Annotated in this window: 13 protein-coding genes; 12 read left to right on the top strand and 1 reads right to left on the bottom strand. The window is 60.7% G+C overall.

What is annotated here, in order from left to right; genetic code table 11:
• Positions 1-217: 217 nt before the first annotated feature.
• The 11 genes from I1A62_RS03430 to I1A62_RS03380 all read left to right on the top strand — a co-directional run bounded on the left by I1A62_RS03430 (position 218) and on the right by I1A62_RS03380 (position 9988).
• Positions 218-1129 carry an amidohydrolase gene (locus tag I1A62_RS03430; protein WP_219454122.1) on the top strand — a complete coding sequence of 304 codons (912 nt, stop codon included), beginning with the start codon at positions 218-220 and terminating at the stop codon, positions 1127-1129.
• Between the two features lie 4 nt (positions 1130-1133).
• Positions 1134-1724, top strand: a complete 591-nt coding sequence (locus I1A62_RS03425; protein ID WP_219454120.1) for a VOC family protein — start codon at positions 1134-1136, stop codon at positions 1722-1724.
• A complete protein-coding gene (locus I1A62_RS03420) occupies positions 1721-2431 on the top strand; it encodes a cyclase family protein (RefSeq protein WP_219454118.1) in 711 nt (236 codons plus the stop codon). Before I1A62_RS03425 ends, I1A62_RS03420 begins: the two co-directional genes overlap by 4 nt.
• Complete coding sequence (locus I1A62_RS03415) at positions 2428-3279, top strand: SDR family oxidoreductase (RefSeq protein ID WP_219454116.1); 852 nt, start codon at positions 2428-2430, stop codon at positions 3277-3279. Before I1A62_RS03420 ends, I1A62_RS03415 begins: the two co-directional genes overlap by 4 nt.
• Entirely contained in the window at positions 3230-4768 is a 1539-nt protein-coding gene (locus tag I1A62_RS03410) for an FAD-dependent oxidoreductase (protein WP_219454114.1), read from the top strand. Before I1A62_RS03415 ends, I1A62_RS03410 begins: the two co-directional genes overlap by 50 nt.
• Complete coding sequence (locus I1A62_RS03405; protein ID WP_219454112.1) at positions 4765-6129, top strand: MFS transporter; 1365 nt, start codon at positions 4765-4767, stop codon at positions 6127-6129. The genes I1A62_RS03410 and I1A62_RS03405 overlap by 4 nt, the downstream gene beginning before the upstream one ends.
• 60 nt (positions 6130-6189) lie before the next feature.
• Positions 6190-6720 (top strand): flavin reductase family protein, encoded by a 531-nt coding sequence (locus tag I1A62_RS03400; protein ID WP_219454110.1) that lies wholly within the window; start codon positions 6190-6192, stop codon positions 6718-6720.
• Positions 6721-6797: 77 nt separating this feature from the next.
• Positions 6798-7094, top strand: a complete 297-nt coding sequence (locus tag I1A62_RS03395) for a hypothetical protein (protein WP_219454108.1) — start codon at positions 6798-6800, stop codon at positions 7092-7094.
• A gap of 35 nt (positions 7095-7129) precedes the next feature.
• On the top strand, positions 7130-8374 hold the full coding sequence (locus tag I1A62_RS03390; protein ID WP_219454105.1) for a cytochrome P450: 1245 nt from the start codon (positions 7130-7132) through the stop codon (positions 8372-8374).
• A gap of 47 nt (positions 8375-8421) precedes the next feature.
• Positions 8422-9654, top strand: coding sequence for an NAD(P)/FAD-dependent oxidoreductase (locus I1A62_RS03385; protein ID WP_219454103.1), 1233 nt, complete (start codon positions 8422-8424; stop codon positions 9652-9654).
• 10 nt (positions 9655-9664) lie between these two features.
• Complete coding sequence (locus I1A62_RS03380; protein ID WP_219454101.1) at positions 9665-9988, top strand: 2Fe-2S iron-sulfur cluster-binding protein; 324 nt, start codon at positions 9665-9667, stop codon at positions 9986-9988.
• Positions 9989-10034: 46 nt separating this feature from the next.
• On the opposite strand, the gene I1A62_RS03375 is transcribed toward I1A62_RS03380, so the two are convergent.
• Positions 10035-10685 (bottom strand): TetR/AcrR family transcriptional regulator, encoded by a 651-nt coding sequence (locus I1A62_RS03375; protein ID WP_219454099.1) that lies wholly within the window; start codon positions 10683-10685, stop codon positions 10035-10037.
• Between the two features lie 1548 nt (positions 10686-12233).
• Here I1A62_RS03375 and I1A62_RS03370 point away from each other — a divergent pair.
• The gene (locus tag I1A62_RS03370; RefSeq protein WP_219454097.1) at positions 12234-15629 is read left to right on the top strand and encodes a protein kinase; all 3396 of its coding nucleotides are present in this window, start codon (positions 12234-12236) and stop codon (positions 15627-15629) included.
• The last annotated feature ends 65 nt before the right edge of the window (positions 15630-15694 follow it).

The following is a 15694-nucleotide window of genomic DNA, read 5'->3' as shown; positions in this document are numbered from 1 at the left end:
TCACCCGTGACCGTGCGTTTCGCGCCAAAACAAAACCGACCGGGCGGCCGGTTGACAGGAGTGCGGTGTGCGCAGTAAGACAGGAACATCCAATCCGCGCCCAGGCCGGGGTGTTCGAAGCGGCCCGACGCATCGAACGCTTAGCGCAACCGCGGGCCGATAGTGCCTCCCCGCCGAAGATCCCAGCCCCGCACCACCGCGGGAGTCAGGTTGATCGATGACACTCACCCAACCACGGTCGATACCGCAGGACCCGGCGCCCCCGGCACCGATCCTCGACACCCAGGTCCACCTGTGGCATGGTTTTGATTGGCCCGCAAGCATGCGGGAATCCGTGCTGCGCCGCGTTCACGGAGCGCACTGCACGCCGACAGAGATGACCTCCTCGATCCGCTCGGCCGGAATCGATTCCGCCATCGCGGTCGTGCCGTCGTGGTGCGGCTGGAACAACGACCTCGCCCTCGCCGCCGCGCGGACTCATCCCGGGCGCTTCGCGGTAGTCGGAAGGATCGATCCGCGCAGCGCATGCGTGCGTTCCGAGATCGCGCGCTGGGCGGCCGAGCCCGCCGCTGTCGGACTTCGCCTCACCTCCAAGGACCCCGCGGACTGGGGTGGTTACGCTTTCGCCGAATACCTCGACGCGGCGGCCGAATTCGACGTTCCGGTGTGTGTGTATCCGGGGGTCGACAACCTGCGCAACATCGGGCATCTCGCCCACGTCCACGGCTGCAGGCTGATCGTCGATCACGCCGGCCTGCCGGCACCGCCGGTGGTCGGGCAGCCGACCCAGACACAGATCCGGGAGGGTATCGGTGAACTGATCGCGCTCGCCGCGCACCCGAACGTGAGCGTCAAGATAACCGGACTCCCCGCACTGTCCCACCAAGCATTTCCATTCCGCGATATCTGGCCGATCCTGCGTCGAATTCTTGATGCGTTCGGAGCAGACCGCGTGATGTGGGGAACCGACATCACCCGGACCCGCGCCTTCGGAACCCACCTCGAGCAGGTCCGGTACATCGACGAGATCGACGAACTATCACAGCAGGAGCGAGAGAAGATTCTCGGAACGACCGCAACAAGAACCTTCGGCTGGGAACCAGTCCCAGCATCCACCGAGACGGAGTAGAACAATGACATTGGCCGCTCATCAGAAAATCATCGCCTCGACCGGGGCCGCCGCCGGAAAGATCACCGGATTCAACCATCTCGTCATGCTGTGCACCGATTTGAACCGCAGCACCCGGTTCTACCGGGACCTCTTGGGATTGAGGGTCGTCCGCACTCAACCTGATTGGCGCGAAGAGTACGAGCGTCAGTACTTTTTCGAGTTGGGAAATGGCGAGTTGTTCGCCCTGTACCAAAGCAAGCACATGGTTCCCCCGGAGCGTCCGCTCGTCAACAGCCTCTGGCCGGAGACAAGCGAGCCGACTCATCGGCCGCAGAAACTCGATCACCTCGCCTTCAACGTCGACACCATGGACGATCTCCACTGGTTTCAAGATCGACTCGCCAAGAACGGAGTCGACGTGTCGAAGGTGTGGGTGTCGGAGGCAGGATTTCTCGCCGGCCGAATCTACTTCTCCGACCCCGACGGAAATCCCCTCGAAATCGCAACCTACGAAAAGAACGATCCCAAATGGGCCACCTTCGACAATCGAGCCTGGCTCCGCGAGGAAAATCCGGTGCCCGCCCTGTTCGAGGAATCGGATATAGACCGATGACCACCCCCGTCCCCACAGAGCGTACCGTCGCCCCTGTCGGGCCAGACACGCTCATCGATCTCACCCATCCACTCCGGCCGGGGATTCCGCTCGGCGGTCCACTGCCCGAGGTCGAGGTGCGGGACCTGTGGCGGCTGGGTGACGATATCGCCAACATCAGCTTCACAAGCTTCGCCACTCACTCCGGGACACACCTCGACGCCCCCGACCACTTCATCCCGAACGGCCGCACGCTCGCCGAGATTCCCCTCGACTGGCTCTGCGGCCCTGCGAGCTTTGTGCATGTGCCACGTACCGAACACCAGGCAGTCGCGGGCGCTGACCTCGACGCCGCCGGCGCTCACGTGCGAGACGGCGACCGGGTCCTGATCAGAACCGGATACTCCGATCTGTACAACGAATCCGAGTACTTTCGGCACCCCTACCTCGACGCGAGCGCGGTCGACTGGCTCCTGGACCGAGGCGTACGGCTGGTCGCCGTCGACTTGCTCACCCCGGAACAGCCGAGAACGCTGCGCGGCGACGCAGCATTCGATTTTTCCGTCCACCATCGGCTACTCGGTGCCGACGTACTGATCGTCGAAAATGCGCTACTACCAGAATCCCTGCCGAACCGCCTAGACCTGTTAATACTGCCGTTGGCCATTTCGGCCGGCGACGGCGCGCCGGTGCGGATGGTCGGCCGACTCTCTCCGGAGGACGAATGACTTTGCGCCGCAATACAAACGGCGTCACCGTGGTGACCGGCGCAGCACGCGGTATCGGACTTGCTGTGGCTCGCCGACTCGGCAGGACCAGTAGCCATCTCCTGATCACCGACATCGACGGCGCTGCACTCGAGGACGCCGCACACGATCTGCGTTCGGAGGGCTTACAGGTGCGGGCACTACCAGCCGACCTCACGAGCCCCGCAGCCGCGGCGGACCTGGGCAGTGCCGCCGACGAACTCGGACAGTGGTCGAACCTGGTGCACTGCGCCGGATTGGCTCCCTTCATGACCGAGGACAGCGACCACATGCTGCGAGTGAACCTGCTGAGCACCGCGCAGTTGCTCGATACCTTCGAGAAACGATTGACCGGTGGTGAGGTTGCCGTCTGCATAGCCTCGATATCCGCATACCGCACCTTGCCGGCCACGATCGACGCTGATCTGATCGACCCCACCGCCGGCGACTTCCTCGAGCGTCTGTGCAACACCGTCGCTTACCATGCCAATCCCCGACTGACATATGCGATATCCAAGCGCGGCGTTCAGGTCATGTGCCAGGAACGTGCCAAACGCTGGGGCCGCGCCGGCTCCCGGATCGTGTCGGTGTCCCCGGGCGGCGCGGACACCCGAATGGCTGCCCGCAGTCCGCTCCGCGGCGACGACACCGCCTTCGGTCGCCGCGCCGACCCCGACGAAATCGCGACCGTCGTCGAATTCCTCACCACTCCCGCGGCCTCCTACATCACCGGATCGGACATTCTGGTGGACGGAGGCGCCCGAGCGAACTATCTCCACCATGCCGAGCCCGCCAAACGCGCCAAGTGGCTCGACGCAACCAGCAGCTGACAGAACCTCTCTCCCGCGGCTACTCACACGCGAACCGACTCCTCCACCCGCCCCGAGAAAGGGACCCGCATTGCCCACTATCGCTGTCGTCGGAGCCGGGCCGTCAGGCGCGTTCGCCACCGCCGAGCTGCTACGCGATCCCGACACCCGCATCGATGTATTCGACAGACTTCCCACACCGTTCGGTCTCATACGGTACGGGGTTGCTCCGGATCATTTCCGAATCAAATCGGTGGGGAAGGTCCTCACCCGTACCCTGGGTAACCCGCGCGTGCGCTTCGCGGGCAATGTCGATCTGGGACGCCACATCACGGTCGACGACCTCCGGGCGAACTACCACGCCGTCGTTCTCGCGACCGGCGCACAGCATTCACGCCGCCTGGGAATACCGGGTGAGAATCTGACCGGGAACCATGCGGCAGCTGACATCGTCTCCTGGTACAACGGCCACCCGCTGTGCGGGTCACCACTGGCGGAGGGATCGTCGAAGGTCGCGGTCATCGGGGCCGGGAATGTGAGCCTCGATGTGGCCCGCGTGCTCCTCAAGGCTCCCGATTCCTGGTCGGAGACCGATGTACCCGCTACCGTACTGGATGCCCTCGGTCGAACTCGGGTGAGCGACGTTCACATCATCATCCGGCGCGGCGTCACCGACACCCGCTTCACCCCCGCCGAGCTGACCGAACTGGAGAACATCGAGGGACTGCACGTCGCCGTCGATCCTTCGGATACTTCCCTGACCGCCGAGGAACAGGCCACCTACGACGCGGACAGCATGGTCCGAGAGCGCGTCGACATCTTCCGCCGATGGGCGTCTGTGCCGACACGCGACCCCGCGGCAACCGTCGGCAAGACCCTGCGATTCTGGTTCCGACAACACCCGTCCGAAATCGTCGGCACGGACCGCGTCGAAGCCATACGCTTACACCGAGCTTCGACCGAAGCAACGCCTTCACCGGATCTCACGCGCGAGGCACGCATCCTCGAAGTCCAGGCAGTGATCCGCTCCATCGGATATTTGGGCGAACCAATCGCCGGGGTCCCGTTCGACGAGCAACGCGGGCTGATTCCGAACCAACGCGGCCGCGTGGCGCAGGGACTCTATGTGGCAGGCTGGATCAAGCGCGGCCCCAGCGGAATCATCGGCTCCAATAAGCAATGCGCAACGGAAACGATCAACACACTGAGAGCCGATCTGGCCGGCGCCGCGCATCAACCAGTCGACGAGGCGGTAATGCTACGACGCCTGCGCGATCAGCAAGTACGCGTCGTGTCATGGAACGGATGGACCGACATCGACGCCGCCGAGACTGCCCTCGGCACCGACCGTGGATGCAGCCGCACCAAGATCGAAGATCTGGACCGGCTACTCGACATCGGCGCGCCGCCCCGTCGACCGTCGGCACGAACTTTCACGTCACGATCCGGTTCCCCAACTGACCACCACACTCCCTGCAGTTCTCCGGACAAGATACGGAATGAACAATGAACCCAACCGGCAAAGACCAACTCGAAGTCCCACAGGAAGACCGTCTCCCCGACGGAGTCGGCACGAGCCGACAGCAGAATCCGTGGCGGGCAGCGTGGTCTGCGCTGCTCGGCAGCACCCTCGAGTACTACGACTTCTTCGTGTATGGAACCGCCTCCGCGTTAGTCCTCAACAAGGTGTTCTTTCCCACCGGAAACCCCACGGTTGCCGCCATTTCCTCGTTGGCCACCTTCGGAATCGGATATCTCGCCCGTCCGCTCGGCGCGGTAGTGTTCGGCAATCTCGGCGACCGGATCGGGCGAAAGCGGGTACTGATGCTGACGCTCGCAGTGATGGGTGCCGCGAGCATGACCATCGCATTGCTGCCCACCTACAGCCAGATCGGCGCCCTCGCCCCCACATTTTTGGTCATTTGCCGCCTGGTTCAGGGTTTTTCCGCCGGCGGAGAGGCTGCGGGAGCAACCGCGCTGACCCTGGAGAATTCCCCGGAGGGAAAACGCGCCTTCTTCACCAGCTTCACCCTGGTCGGGTACTCCGCCGCCATGGTACTGGCGAGCCTGACCTTCGTACCCCTCACACTTCTGCCCGATGATGCGTTTTTGTCGTGGGGCTGGCGGATCCCGTTCATTCTCGGATCGCTCATTCTGGTGGTCGCCTACTACCTCAGACGTGGGCTCGACGAAACACCGACCTTCGAGGAAGCCAAGAAGAACAAGCAACTCGTGGCAATCCCGGCCGTCGAGGTGTTCCGCACCCATTGGCGCACGGTCCTTCGGGTTGTCTTCGCCTCTCTCTTCGCGGCCTCGCAGACAGTGATCAGCGTATTCGGACTCTCGTACGCCACCAGCGCAGAAGTCGGGGTGTCGAAAACCACGATGCTCGTGGCATCGTCGGTCGCGATGGGAATCACCATGGCCACGGTCCCGATGTTCGGGTGGATCTCCGACAGGGTCGGTCGACGACCCATCTGGTTCATCGGAACCCTCGGCAGCGGAGCATCGACGTTCTTGTACTTCTGGGCGCTGGGCACCGGATCCACCGCCGCGGTGCTCGTGGCAAGTCTGATCAACATGTCGATTTTCACCGGAATGATGAACGGTGTCTGGACGGTCTTGTTCGCCGAGATGTTCCCTGCCGCAGTGCGATTCTCTGGATTCGCTATCGGTACCCAATTGGGGTTCTTGATGGCGGGTTTCACCCCGGCGATCGGCTGGTCGATCATCGGCCACGGAGGCACGGCCTGGCTTCCCGTCGCGATCCTCGGCGCAACGTGCGCCGTGGTAGCCGGAATCGCAGGTGCCTCTGGCCGCGAAACCTACCGGGTCCCACTCGAAGAACTCGGATCGCAGCGCACCGGATAGTCAAAAACGATCGGCATTCGAGTGCATCACATCGGAAGACGACGAGAAGGACAGACAGTGATGACAGATCAGTACACCCCACCGACCATGACCAAGGTCGACCCCACGACCCTACGTACGGTCCTCGGCCAGTTCGCATCCGGCGTAGTGGTGGTCACCGCGGCAGGACCCGAGGGCCCGATCGGCTTTACCTGCCAGTCTTTCACCTCACTGTCTTTGGAACCACCGTTGGTCAGCTTCGCCCCTGCCCGTACCTCGAAGACATGGCCACAGATCCGTGAGATCGGCACATTCTGCGTCAACATCCTCGCCGACGACCACGAGCACCACAGCAACCAGTTCGCCAGGTCCGGCGGCGACAAGTTCGCTGGCGTGGAATGGACCCCCGCACCGGATAAGTCACCGATCCTGGCGGGCGTATGCGCGTGGGCCGAGTGCACACTCGAAATGGAGTACCCGGGAGGTGATCACACCATCGTGCTCGGCCGCGTCCGAGACCTCGACGCCAGGCCGCCACGCAATCCACTGATATTCCACCGCGGGTCATACGGACTCCCCGACCGAAAAGGCGGTCCGCCCACCTATCGATAATGTCCTGCAGCCACGTTCCAATGCCAATCTTCCCACGACAGTGCACCACAACCGACGAGGCCGACATGATTATCTCCGTGACGCCCGACCGTACCGCGACGCTGATCGACGCCGAGGAAACCTCGACGTTCTCGGTTCACGCTCTCGACATGCCCCTGGACGACGTGGCCGAAATACTGGCACGCACCGAATCCGGCTATCTCGCCGGTGAATACGCCTGGATTTCGCGCACGTTCGTCGAGGAGCGCGCGCCGTCTTGCGCAGTCTGGCGCCGCCGATACGAGGACATGCTCCAGTATGCGCACAAGCACGGCTACCTCTCCCCCGACAACACTCACATCCGGGCTCATCTCGAATTCCACGGGCACCGCTGAATCCACCTGGACACATTCGACGAAAGGAATTCGACGTGTCTGTCACGAATGACGAACTGCGCAGCGAGGCTCCCTACGCGCACGAGATCGACTGGCCCAACGGACTGGGCGAGTTCTCGATCTTCGACGACGACGGATCGATGGCTGAACCGTTCGAGCACTACAAGTACATGCGAGCGCACGCCCCGGTACTGCGGGTGCGGTACGACGGGGGCGAATTCTGGCATCTTGCCCGCTACGAGGACGTACGCAAGGCCTCACGCACGCCGAAGGTATTCGGCTCTCAGCTCGAGGATCCGGTCCCGGTGACCTTCCTTCCGTTGTTCGATGCACCCGATCACACCCGGCTCCGCGGCGCGGTGGCCGGGGCATTCAACCCGAAGTCCATTGCGCTGGTCGAAGACCGAGTCCGTGACTGCGCCGACAGCCTGCTCGGAACCTATGTCGACGCCGGCGGCGGAGACATCACTGAACAGGTTGCCACACCGCTGACGATGACGACCATCGCGGCGATTCTCGATATCCCGGCCGACAACATCGAGCAGTTACGACACTGGTCGAGCATGCTGCTCAGCGTCCACCGCCGAAGTCGCGGACTGCCCGGTACGGAATCCGATCGAGAGACCACCGCGGTATTCCTCGACTTCATCGAAGCGAATCTCGAACGTCTGTACCGCGACGAGAGCCCCTCGGTCGGGGGACACCTCGCACGGCAGTGGAAGTCGGGCGGACTGGCGACCAAGGAAGCGCGGGAGATGTGCGCCTTCCTGTTCGTCGCCGGCCATGACACGACCACCTTCCTGATCGGAAACGCGGTGCGTCAGTTGACCGAAAGCCCGGAACTGCTCGATCGAATCAATTCCCGACCGGCCGATGCAGAGTTGTTCGTCGAGGAGCTCGCCCGCACCCGAGGCACCGTCCACCGCACCACCCGACAGACCCGGACCGATGTCGAGATGTCCGGGGTGACCATACCGGCAGGATCGATGGTACGGCTACTCATCGCATCAGCAAATCGGGACGAGTCGAAATTCGCCAATCCCGACGTCTTCGACATCGATCGAACCAATGAGGGGCACTTCGGTTTCGGTTTCGGCGTACACAGCTGCATCGGCGCGCCCCTGGCTCGATTGGAGACCAGAATCGCCGTTCAGTGCATGGCGCGAAAGATCGCCCGGATAACGCTCGACCCGGACAACCCGATGGAGATGGCCAGCGGAAGCGGGCTGACCGTGGGGCCGCGGCACCTGTACGGCCTGGTCGAGCGCCGTCATCGGTAGTCGAGGTCTCGGGCAACAGTCACATCGCAGGCAACAAGGAGATCTCAATGGACAACAAGTCGGTGGTGGTGCTCGGTGCCGGTCATGCGGGTGTACACGCCGCGGCGCGACTGGCGGAATCAGGACGGTTCGACCGGATCACACTGGTAGACGCCCAGTCGGGCGTTCCGTACGAACGTCCACCGCTGTCGAAGGAGGCACTCAAGGCGGCCGCAGGCAGCACACGCAAACCGCTGCGCAGGCCGGACTATTTCGCGGCGAAGGGCATCGATCTGGTAACCGGAGCACCTGCGGTGCAGGTGGATCGGAGCCGCACCGCCGTCATCCTTGCCGGCGGTACCCGGATTCCATACGACACGTTGATTCTGGCCACTGGGTGTCGGGCACGGCCGATGGCCGTTCCCGGAGTCCAGCTCCCGGGGGTATTCTCGCTGCGAACAGCCTCCGACTCCGCAGAACTGACACCACACCTGGTCAGGGGCAACCGTCTCGTCATAATCGGCGCGGGCTATATCGGCATGGAGGTCGCGGCCGCAGCCACCGAGCGCGGGGTAGATGTGGTCGTGCTCGAAGCCCAGGACCGAGTAATGAAGCGGGTCACGTCCGAACCTGTGTCGAAGTTCTTCCAGCAGTTGCACGAATCGAAGGGCACCACGTTCCGTCTGGGTACCTCGGTCACCGAATTCACCGGACTCGGCCGTGTGGACGGCGTGCGCACCTCCGATGGACAATGGTTGCCCGCCGACCTCGCCGTGGTTGGAATCGGGGTAGTGCCGAATGATTCGTTGGCGCACGAGGCGGACATCGACTGTTCGGATGGAATCTTGGTGGATCAGCACTGCCGAACTTCGGATCCGAATATCTATGCAATCGGTGACGTCACGCGATTCAGCTTCTCTGAAAGTGAAGTCATCCGCCTGGAATGTGTGCAGAATGCCCTCCACCAAGCAGAGAAGGCCACCCGCCATATCCTCGGCCATAATATGCCCGAATCGGAGGTCCCGTGGTTCTGGACCGTTCAACACGGAGTCCGACTGCAAAGCGCGGGACTGAGACGGGAGTCCGATGAAACCGTCTTTCGCGGAGATCCCCGGTCTGGCCGTCATTCGGTCCTCTACCTCCGGAAGGGAAGACTCGCCGCAATCGATTCGATTGGCTCCCTCGCAGATTTCACCTCGGCCAAGAAACTGATCGGCGCACGCACTGCGCTCGATCCCGCAACGGCCGCCGATCCACACCAAAAACTCTCAGCGGCACAACTTTCGCCCGCCGATCGATAGGAGAAGAGAAATGAATGAAAGCAAAATCACAGTCGTCGACCGGGTCGGCGAACATCACGACATCATCTGGCAATCCGATCAATCCTTGATGGAGGCGATACGTGACAATGACCTTCCGGTCCTTGCCGCTTGCGGTGGATCTGCGTCCTGCGCAACCTGCCATGTGTACCTCGACCCGAAGATTGTGCAACAACTGAACCCGCGCTCCGAAGACGAGCAAGAACTGGTCAGCGAAACCGAATCATTCCGCGAGGATCAGTCACGACTCTCCTGCCAGATAGGTTATGACGAAACCCTGTCCGGGCTGATTCTGACCCTCGCCCCAGAGGAATAGCAGAAACTTGCGCGTCCCCAGGCCCCTACCCTATAGCTCCAGCCAGTCAGTTACCGTCGGATGGTTTCGCGGCCGCGCCCTCAAGATAGATCATTGTATATTGCTCAGCGATGTTCTCCGGAATATGATTTCCCTCCAGGGAATGGGAGAACAAAATCCAGTTGAGGTGATCGAGAAGGGCCATCGAAAGATTGGTGGCTTCTATGTCGTTTCTCAATTCTCCGTTCAATTGGCCCTCTCGCACCACCTCGCCAATTATATTCCTATAGCGCAGACGCGCGTCGAGGATCTTTTCTCGACGGGTTCCGGTCAGGGACCTTGTCTCCATCAAAGTCACGGAAAACATGTCCTTCTTTGCTAGTACAATCCTCAAATGAGTAGCGATGACGGCCCGGACCGCGGCCGACGAATCCACCGTTTCCAAGGTTGCTTGCACAGCTTCAGTAAGTTCGACCAGACTCTGTCGGCAAATTTCGTACAGAAGGTCTTCTTTGCGATCGATATAGTGATACAGCGTAGCTTTTTGAATACCCAATGCCGAAGCAAGGCCGCGTGTCGTGCAAGCAGCATATCCGCGCTCGCGGAATAATGAAGCGGCCGACTCAATTATTCCCGTCGATATTTCGACGCGAGCGATCAATGGGGGCGATGTATCATCGTTTTCAGCAACAGCCCTATCGGGCACCCCGGAATTCATCCAACCTCCAAATCTCCGTACTACAAAATCAGATTATCAGATCAGCGTATCGTTCTCGACTATTCAGCTATGATACTCCCCCACAAATCACCGCTAGACAGCCAGCGCACCGTGAACGAAAATTGCAGAGTTCAGTATTCGCCGGACGAAGTACTCATAAGCTCGAAAGACTCACCTCTCAGGACTCCCTGACCAGCAGCCTAGCTCACTGACGCCGGGCAAGACGAGGTTCCAAATTACGCAGCAGGCAGACGGGGGCGGACGAATCGGCGAGGACCATATCAGCGCCGCGCAGCCTGGTCGGTTATGAATTCCTGCGGGCACGGATCGCGCGCCCGATACCAGGTAGTGGGGCTCTCGTGGGGATGGTGTCTGGTTAAACGTTTGGGCCGTACCGCGTTTGATCCGCCGGGTTGAATATCAAGTGACTGACGGTAGTGGCGGATTTTGCTTTCACAATCTTCGATGGGGTCAGTCATGAGCGACTTGAGTGGCGGAATTGACGATTGTGGAAGAAGTCGAAGATTGCGCTCGCCACCTCGCTGCGTATCGTCTATTTTCCGGTCTAAAGGCTCGACCTGCATTCGGTTCCAGGATAATTCGATTATAGCGTTGCTGTAGCCCATCATCTGACCAGACTGGAACGCCCAGAAGGTGCAATACTCAGGGCCATGAGGTCGTCACGTCACTGCCCAGCGAGAATAGATGATCGTCAAGGGCCACGGCGGGCATCCTTCATTCGAGCGCCTTACTCGGTCGGCGGCCTACAGTCGCGTTCCCCTCACAGTCGAGTTGATGTGCTGATCCGCAACACCATTGTGGCTGCCCCGGCTTTGGTTGACATCCGACCTGTGAGGGATTCGCCCTCCCAGCGGAAGAACGATCGCCATTCCCAAGCCGCACCCGGAAAGGTTCCGACGCGATGTCGTCGCCGAGGCGTACAGACGCGAGTCGCCGATGGATCAACTCGCCCGACGACGCAACCGGCTGCGAAAAGACGTCGAGAACAGGAAGCGCCCCGGGTAAACCAAGGACGCATCGCACGATCTCAGAGAAGCATTCTCTGCGGGTCCGTCTGCGCGGGAGGCAGAGGCGATGCGCCGGGCGGGGCCAATCTGTCGAGGGACATCAACCCAAACTTGCACACCTCCCTACACGGAGCGCTCGGGGAATGTCCCCACTGGTCCTCGACCTTGCCGCGGACGATATCGCCGTCACGGTGACCTCCACGTGCTGAGATTTTCCCGGCAAGCCTTCAACAAGTGGTTATACCGATCCTGTGTCGCACGTCCACAGGCAATCCTCGACGGCGACGGATGCCGGACATTGATCGACGGGCTTGGGCGCGACAGTGTCAACCAGAATGCGGAGCAGTGCGGCACTTCAGCGTCCAACACAGATCCACTCAGGGGCGGCGGAACATCTCGCAATCATCTGGCGCCGTTTCGTATCTGTCCACGGTGGATGGTTGACCATGGGTAGCTGTAAGCTAATTACAAGGTCTGCGCAATCAACGCTGTGGAGACCGCTGCTTAGGATTGAAGAGCGATGCCAGAACGTGATTCGCGTGCGCTACAGCACGACGTGCCCCAGAGGATAGTGGCAGAGCTCTACGCGGCCGGTCTCGAGGATGCATACGAGATCGGGCGAGGCGGATTCGGCATCGTGTTTCGCTGCATGCAGCGTTCCCTTGACCGCACGGTGGCCGTTAAAGTTCTGACCTCTGGACTGAACTCAGAGAACCTCGACCGTTTCGTGCGGGAACAACTCGCAATGGGCAGGCTGTCAGGACATCCGAACATTGCCAATGTGCTTCAGATCGATGTGACCCCGAGTGGCCTCCCCTATATCGTCATGCAGCATCACCCGCGGGGCTCTTTGGATGGAAAAATACGCCGTGACGGGCCGCTCCACTGGGGTGAAGCACTTCGCTTGGGGGTAAAAATGGCGGGCGCATTAGAGACCGCGCATCGCCGCGAAGTCCTCCATCGTGATGTAAAACCGGCGAACATTCTGCTCACCGACTACGGTGAACCCCAACTGGCAGATTTCGGGATCGCGCGTATTGCGGGGGCATTCGAGACTACCTCGGGCGCAGTGACTGGATCGCCAGCCTTCACTGCGCCCGAGGTTCTTTCGGGCGATGCAGCCAGCCCAGCCTCAGACCTTTACGGCCTTGGTGCGACGCTATTCTGCGCCATCACCGGACACGCTCCGTTCGAACGTCATAGCGGCGAACAGGTGATTGCCCAGTTTCTTAGGATCACGACTCAGCCAGTTCCTGATCTAAGCGGAAACAACGTCCCAGATAACGTCCGCGCGGCGATCGAACGCGCCATGGCACGCTGCCCGCGTGATAGACCCTCCTCCGCAGCAGTTTTTGGTGACCAACTCCGAGAGGCAGAGAGCGAACACAACCAGCGTGTGGATGATATGGCGGTGCCATTAGGTCATGACTGTGCACAAGGTCATGACTCTGCACACGGAATCCAGGGTGATCCCTCCGGAAGAGAATCAGATATCCGTTCGACAGAGATTTGGAAATTGCCGCAAACCCTTCCACGAGACGGGACCGCCCTCAAGTCAATTGGGGGGAAGGCAGATCCGAAGTCATCGAGTAGACCGTCGAGGAATGGGAACTTGCCGCTGGTGATGACAGGTTTCATTGGTCGGCGACGAGAGGTTGCCGCGGCGAAGAACCTGCTGGCCTCCGCCCGATTGGTTACGTTGACCGGAATGGGAGGCGTCGGTAAAACGCGGCTAGCGATTCACCTTGCCGAAGCTTCCCGAAGGGCATTCAGCGATGGCGTATGGCTGATCGAGTTTGGTGAACTCCGAGACCCTATGTTGGTGACTGACACAGTATCTCGCGTGTTGATGTTACGCCCAAGGTCAGCGCGATCCCCATTGTCCGTGCTGGCCGAGTACCTCGCTGAAAGAAGATTGCTCTTGGTACTCGACAACTGCGAACACCTGGTAGATGCAGTTGCAGCACTATCCGAACCCTTACTGCAGACCTGTCCAGGATTGAACATTTTGGCGACGAGTCGTGAGCCTTTGGGCATCAGAGGAGAAGCAGCAATGCGAGTACCTCCACTAGACACCCCGTGCGCGGACAATCCCTCGTCGCTGAGAGTGTTGGCACAGTACGAGTCGGTGGCTCTGTTCGTGGACCGAGCAGCCGCCGCCGTACCCGAGTTTGACCTTACGGATCAAAATATGGAGGTGGTGGCTCAGATCTGCCGTCAGTTGGATGGCCTACCTTTGCCAATCGAGTTGGCAGCAGCGCGGTTGCGGGCAATGTCCGTCCAACAGATCCTCGATCGATTGACTGATCGGTATCAGCTGCTGACCGTGGGTAACCGCAATGCACCATCGCGGCAGAAAACGTTGAGACTGTGCATTGATTGGAGTTATGAATTATGTACCCCACGTGAGCAGCAGTTGTGGGCTCGGCTGTCCGTGTTTGCCGGTACCTTCGAGTTAGATGCGGCGGAGGCAATTTGCGCCAATGACACTCACCCAGCCGATCTGCTGGATGTGGTGGCATCATTGGTTGACAAGTCGGTCTTGATCCGCGAGGAACACGGTTCCGTGGTGCGTTTTCGGCTACTCCAGACATTGCGCGACTACGGACGAGAGAAGGCGCTAGGGATCGGTGAGTACGCGGCTTTCCGGCGGCGCCACCGAGACTGGTACGAGCAGTTCGTAATAGAAGCGGAAGGGGACTGGATTAGTCCCCGACAGTTGGAGTGGATCTCGCGACTTGACCGGGAACAACCCAATCTCCGCGACGCTCTGCAATTCTGCCTCGATGAGGGCGAGCTACAGGATGGCCAACGGATAGCAGCTGCCTTGTTCCAGTTCTGGAAGGTACGTGGTCGTCTCGGTGAAGGTAGGCTCTGGCTCGACCGAGTATTGAATTCGGACCGCCAGGAACCGACGGTAGAGAGGTCCAAAGCTCTATACTCCAGCAGTGTGCTGGCTGGGATACAAGGTGAGACTTTGGCCGCAACGGCCTTGTTGAGGAAGGCCGACGAAGTTTCCAACGGAAGCGAGGGCATCGGAACATCTGCAGTCGCTGGTTACGCCGCTGGGTGTCTGGCACTCTTCAGTGCCGATCCGGCACCTGCGCTCATCTGCTACAACGAATCACTTGCGGTGGCCCGGGAAAGGCATGATCTTCTTTACCAGACGGCCAGTCTGTTAGGCCTCGCGCTAGCCTACAGCCTCCAAGGCGAACAGGAGCGGGCGGTCGAGTGCCATGAGCAACTTCTCGCCCTAACAGAACAGCATCACGAGGTGGCATACCGCGGGCAGTCATCCTGGGTTGCAGGGTTGGCATTGTGGAGGAAGGGTGACGTCACTGGAGCGGTAGCCGCGCTGGAGGCGGGTTTGCGCCTGACGCGCTTGGTGGACGACCCAGTGGGATCGGCCAGGTGCTTGCAGGCATTAGGTTGGATCGAAGCTGATCTAGGCCACCACAAGCGTGCCGCCGTATTGATCGGTGCCACCGAAGGCTTGTGGCGTGACATTGGAGGGTCCCCCATCAACTTCCCAGACATGCGCATCTATCACACGGAAGCGGAGCGGCAGATCCGCAGCGCACTTGGTAGCCGAGAAGTCGAGATGCAGTTTCAGCGCGGCATAGCACTAGGGTTCGCAAATGCAGTCGCATACGCGCTAAACGAGCATCCTCCCAAGCCAACCGCACCCAGCGAAACCGCTACGTCGCTGACCCGACGTGAGCAGCAGGTCGCTGAACTCGTTGCAGAAGGACTCACCAACAGGTCGATCGCCCAAAGACTTGTCATTTCACAGCGCACCGCACAGGGCCATGTCGAACATATTCTGGTCAAGCTTGGCTTTTCCTCGCGGACACAAATCGCGGCATGGGTGAGTGGACGAGCACGAGACGACTATTTGCGCGGGCTTGATCGCTGATCGACTTCGGTCCTTGAACAACGATCGAGGCGACGGTGGTTTCCACGGTAGCTGGGCACGGAGCG

Origin of the sequence: Rhodococcus sp. USK10 (genome assembly GCF_019378875.1) — a bacterium.
Lineage (GTDB): Bacteria > Actinomycetota > Actinomycetes > Mycobacteriales > Mycobacteriaceae > Rhodococcus_F > Rhodococcus_F pseudokoreensis.
The sequence above is the reverse complement of the archived record's forward strand: the minus strand, read 5'-3'. Positions and strand labels throughout refer to the sequence as shown.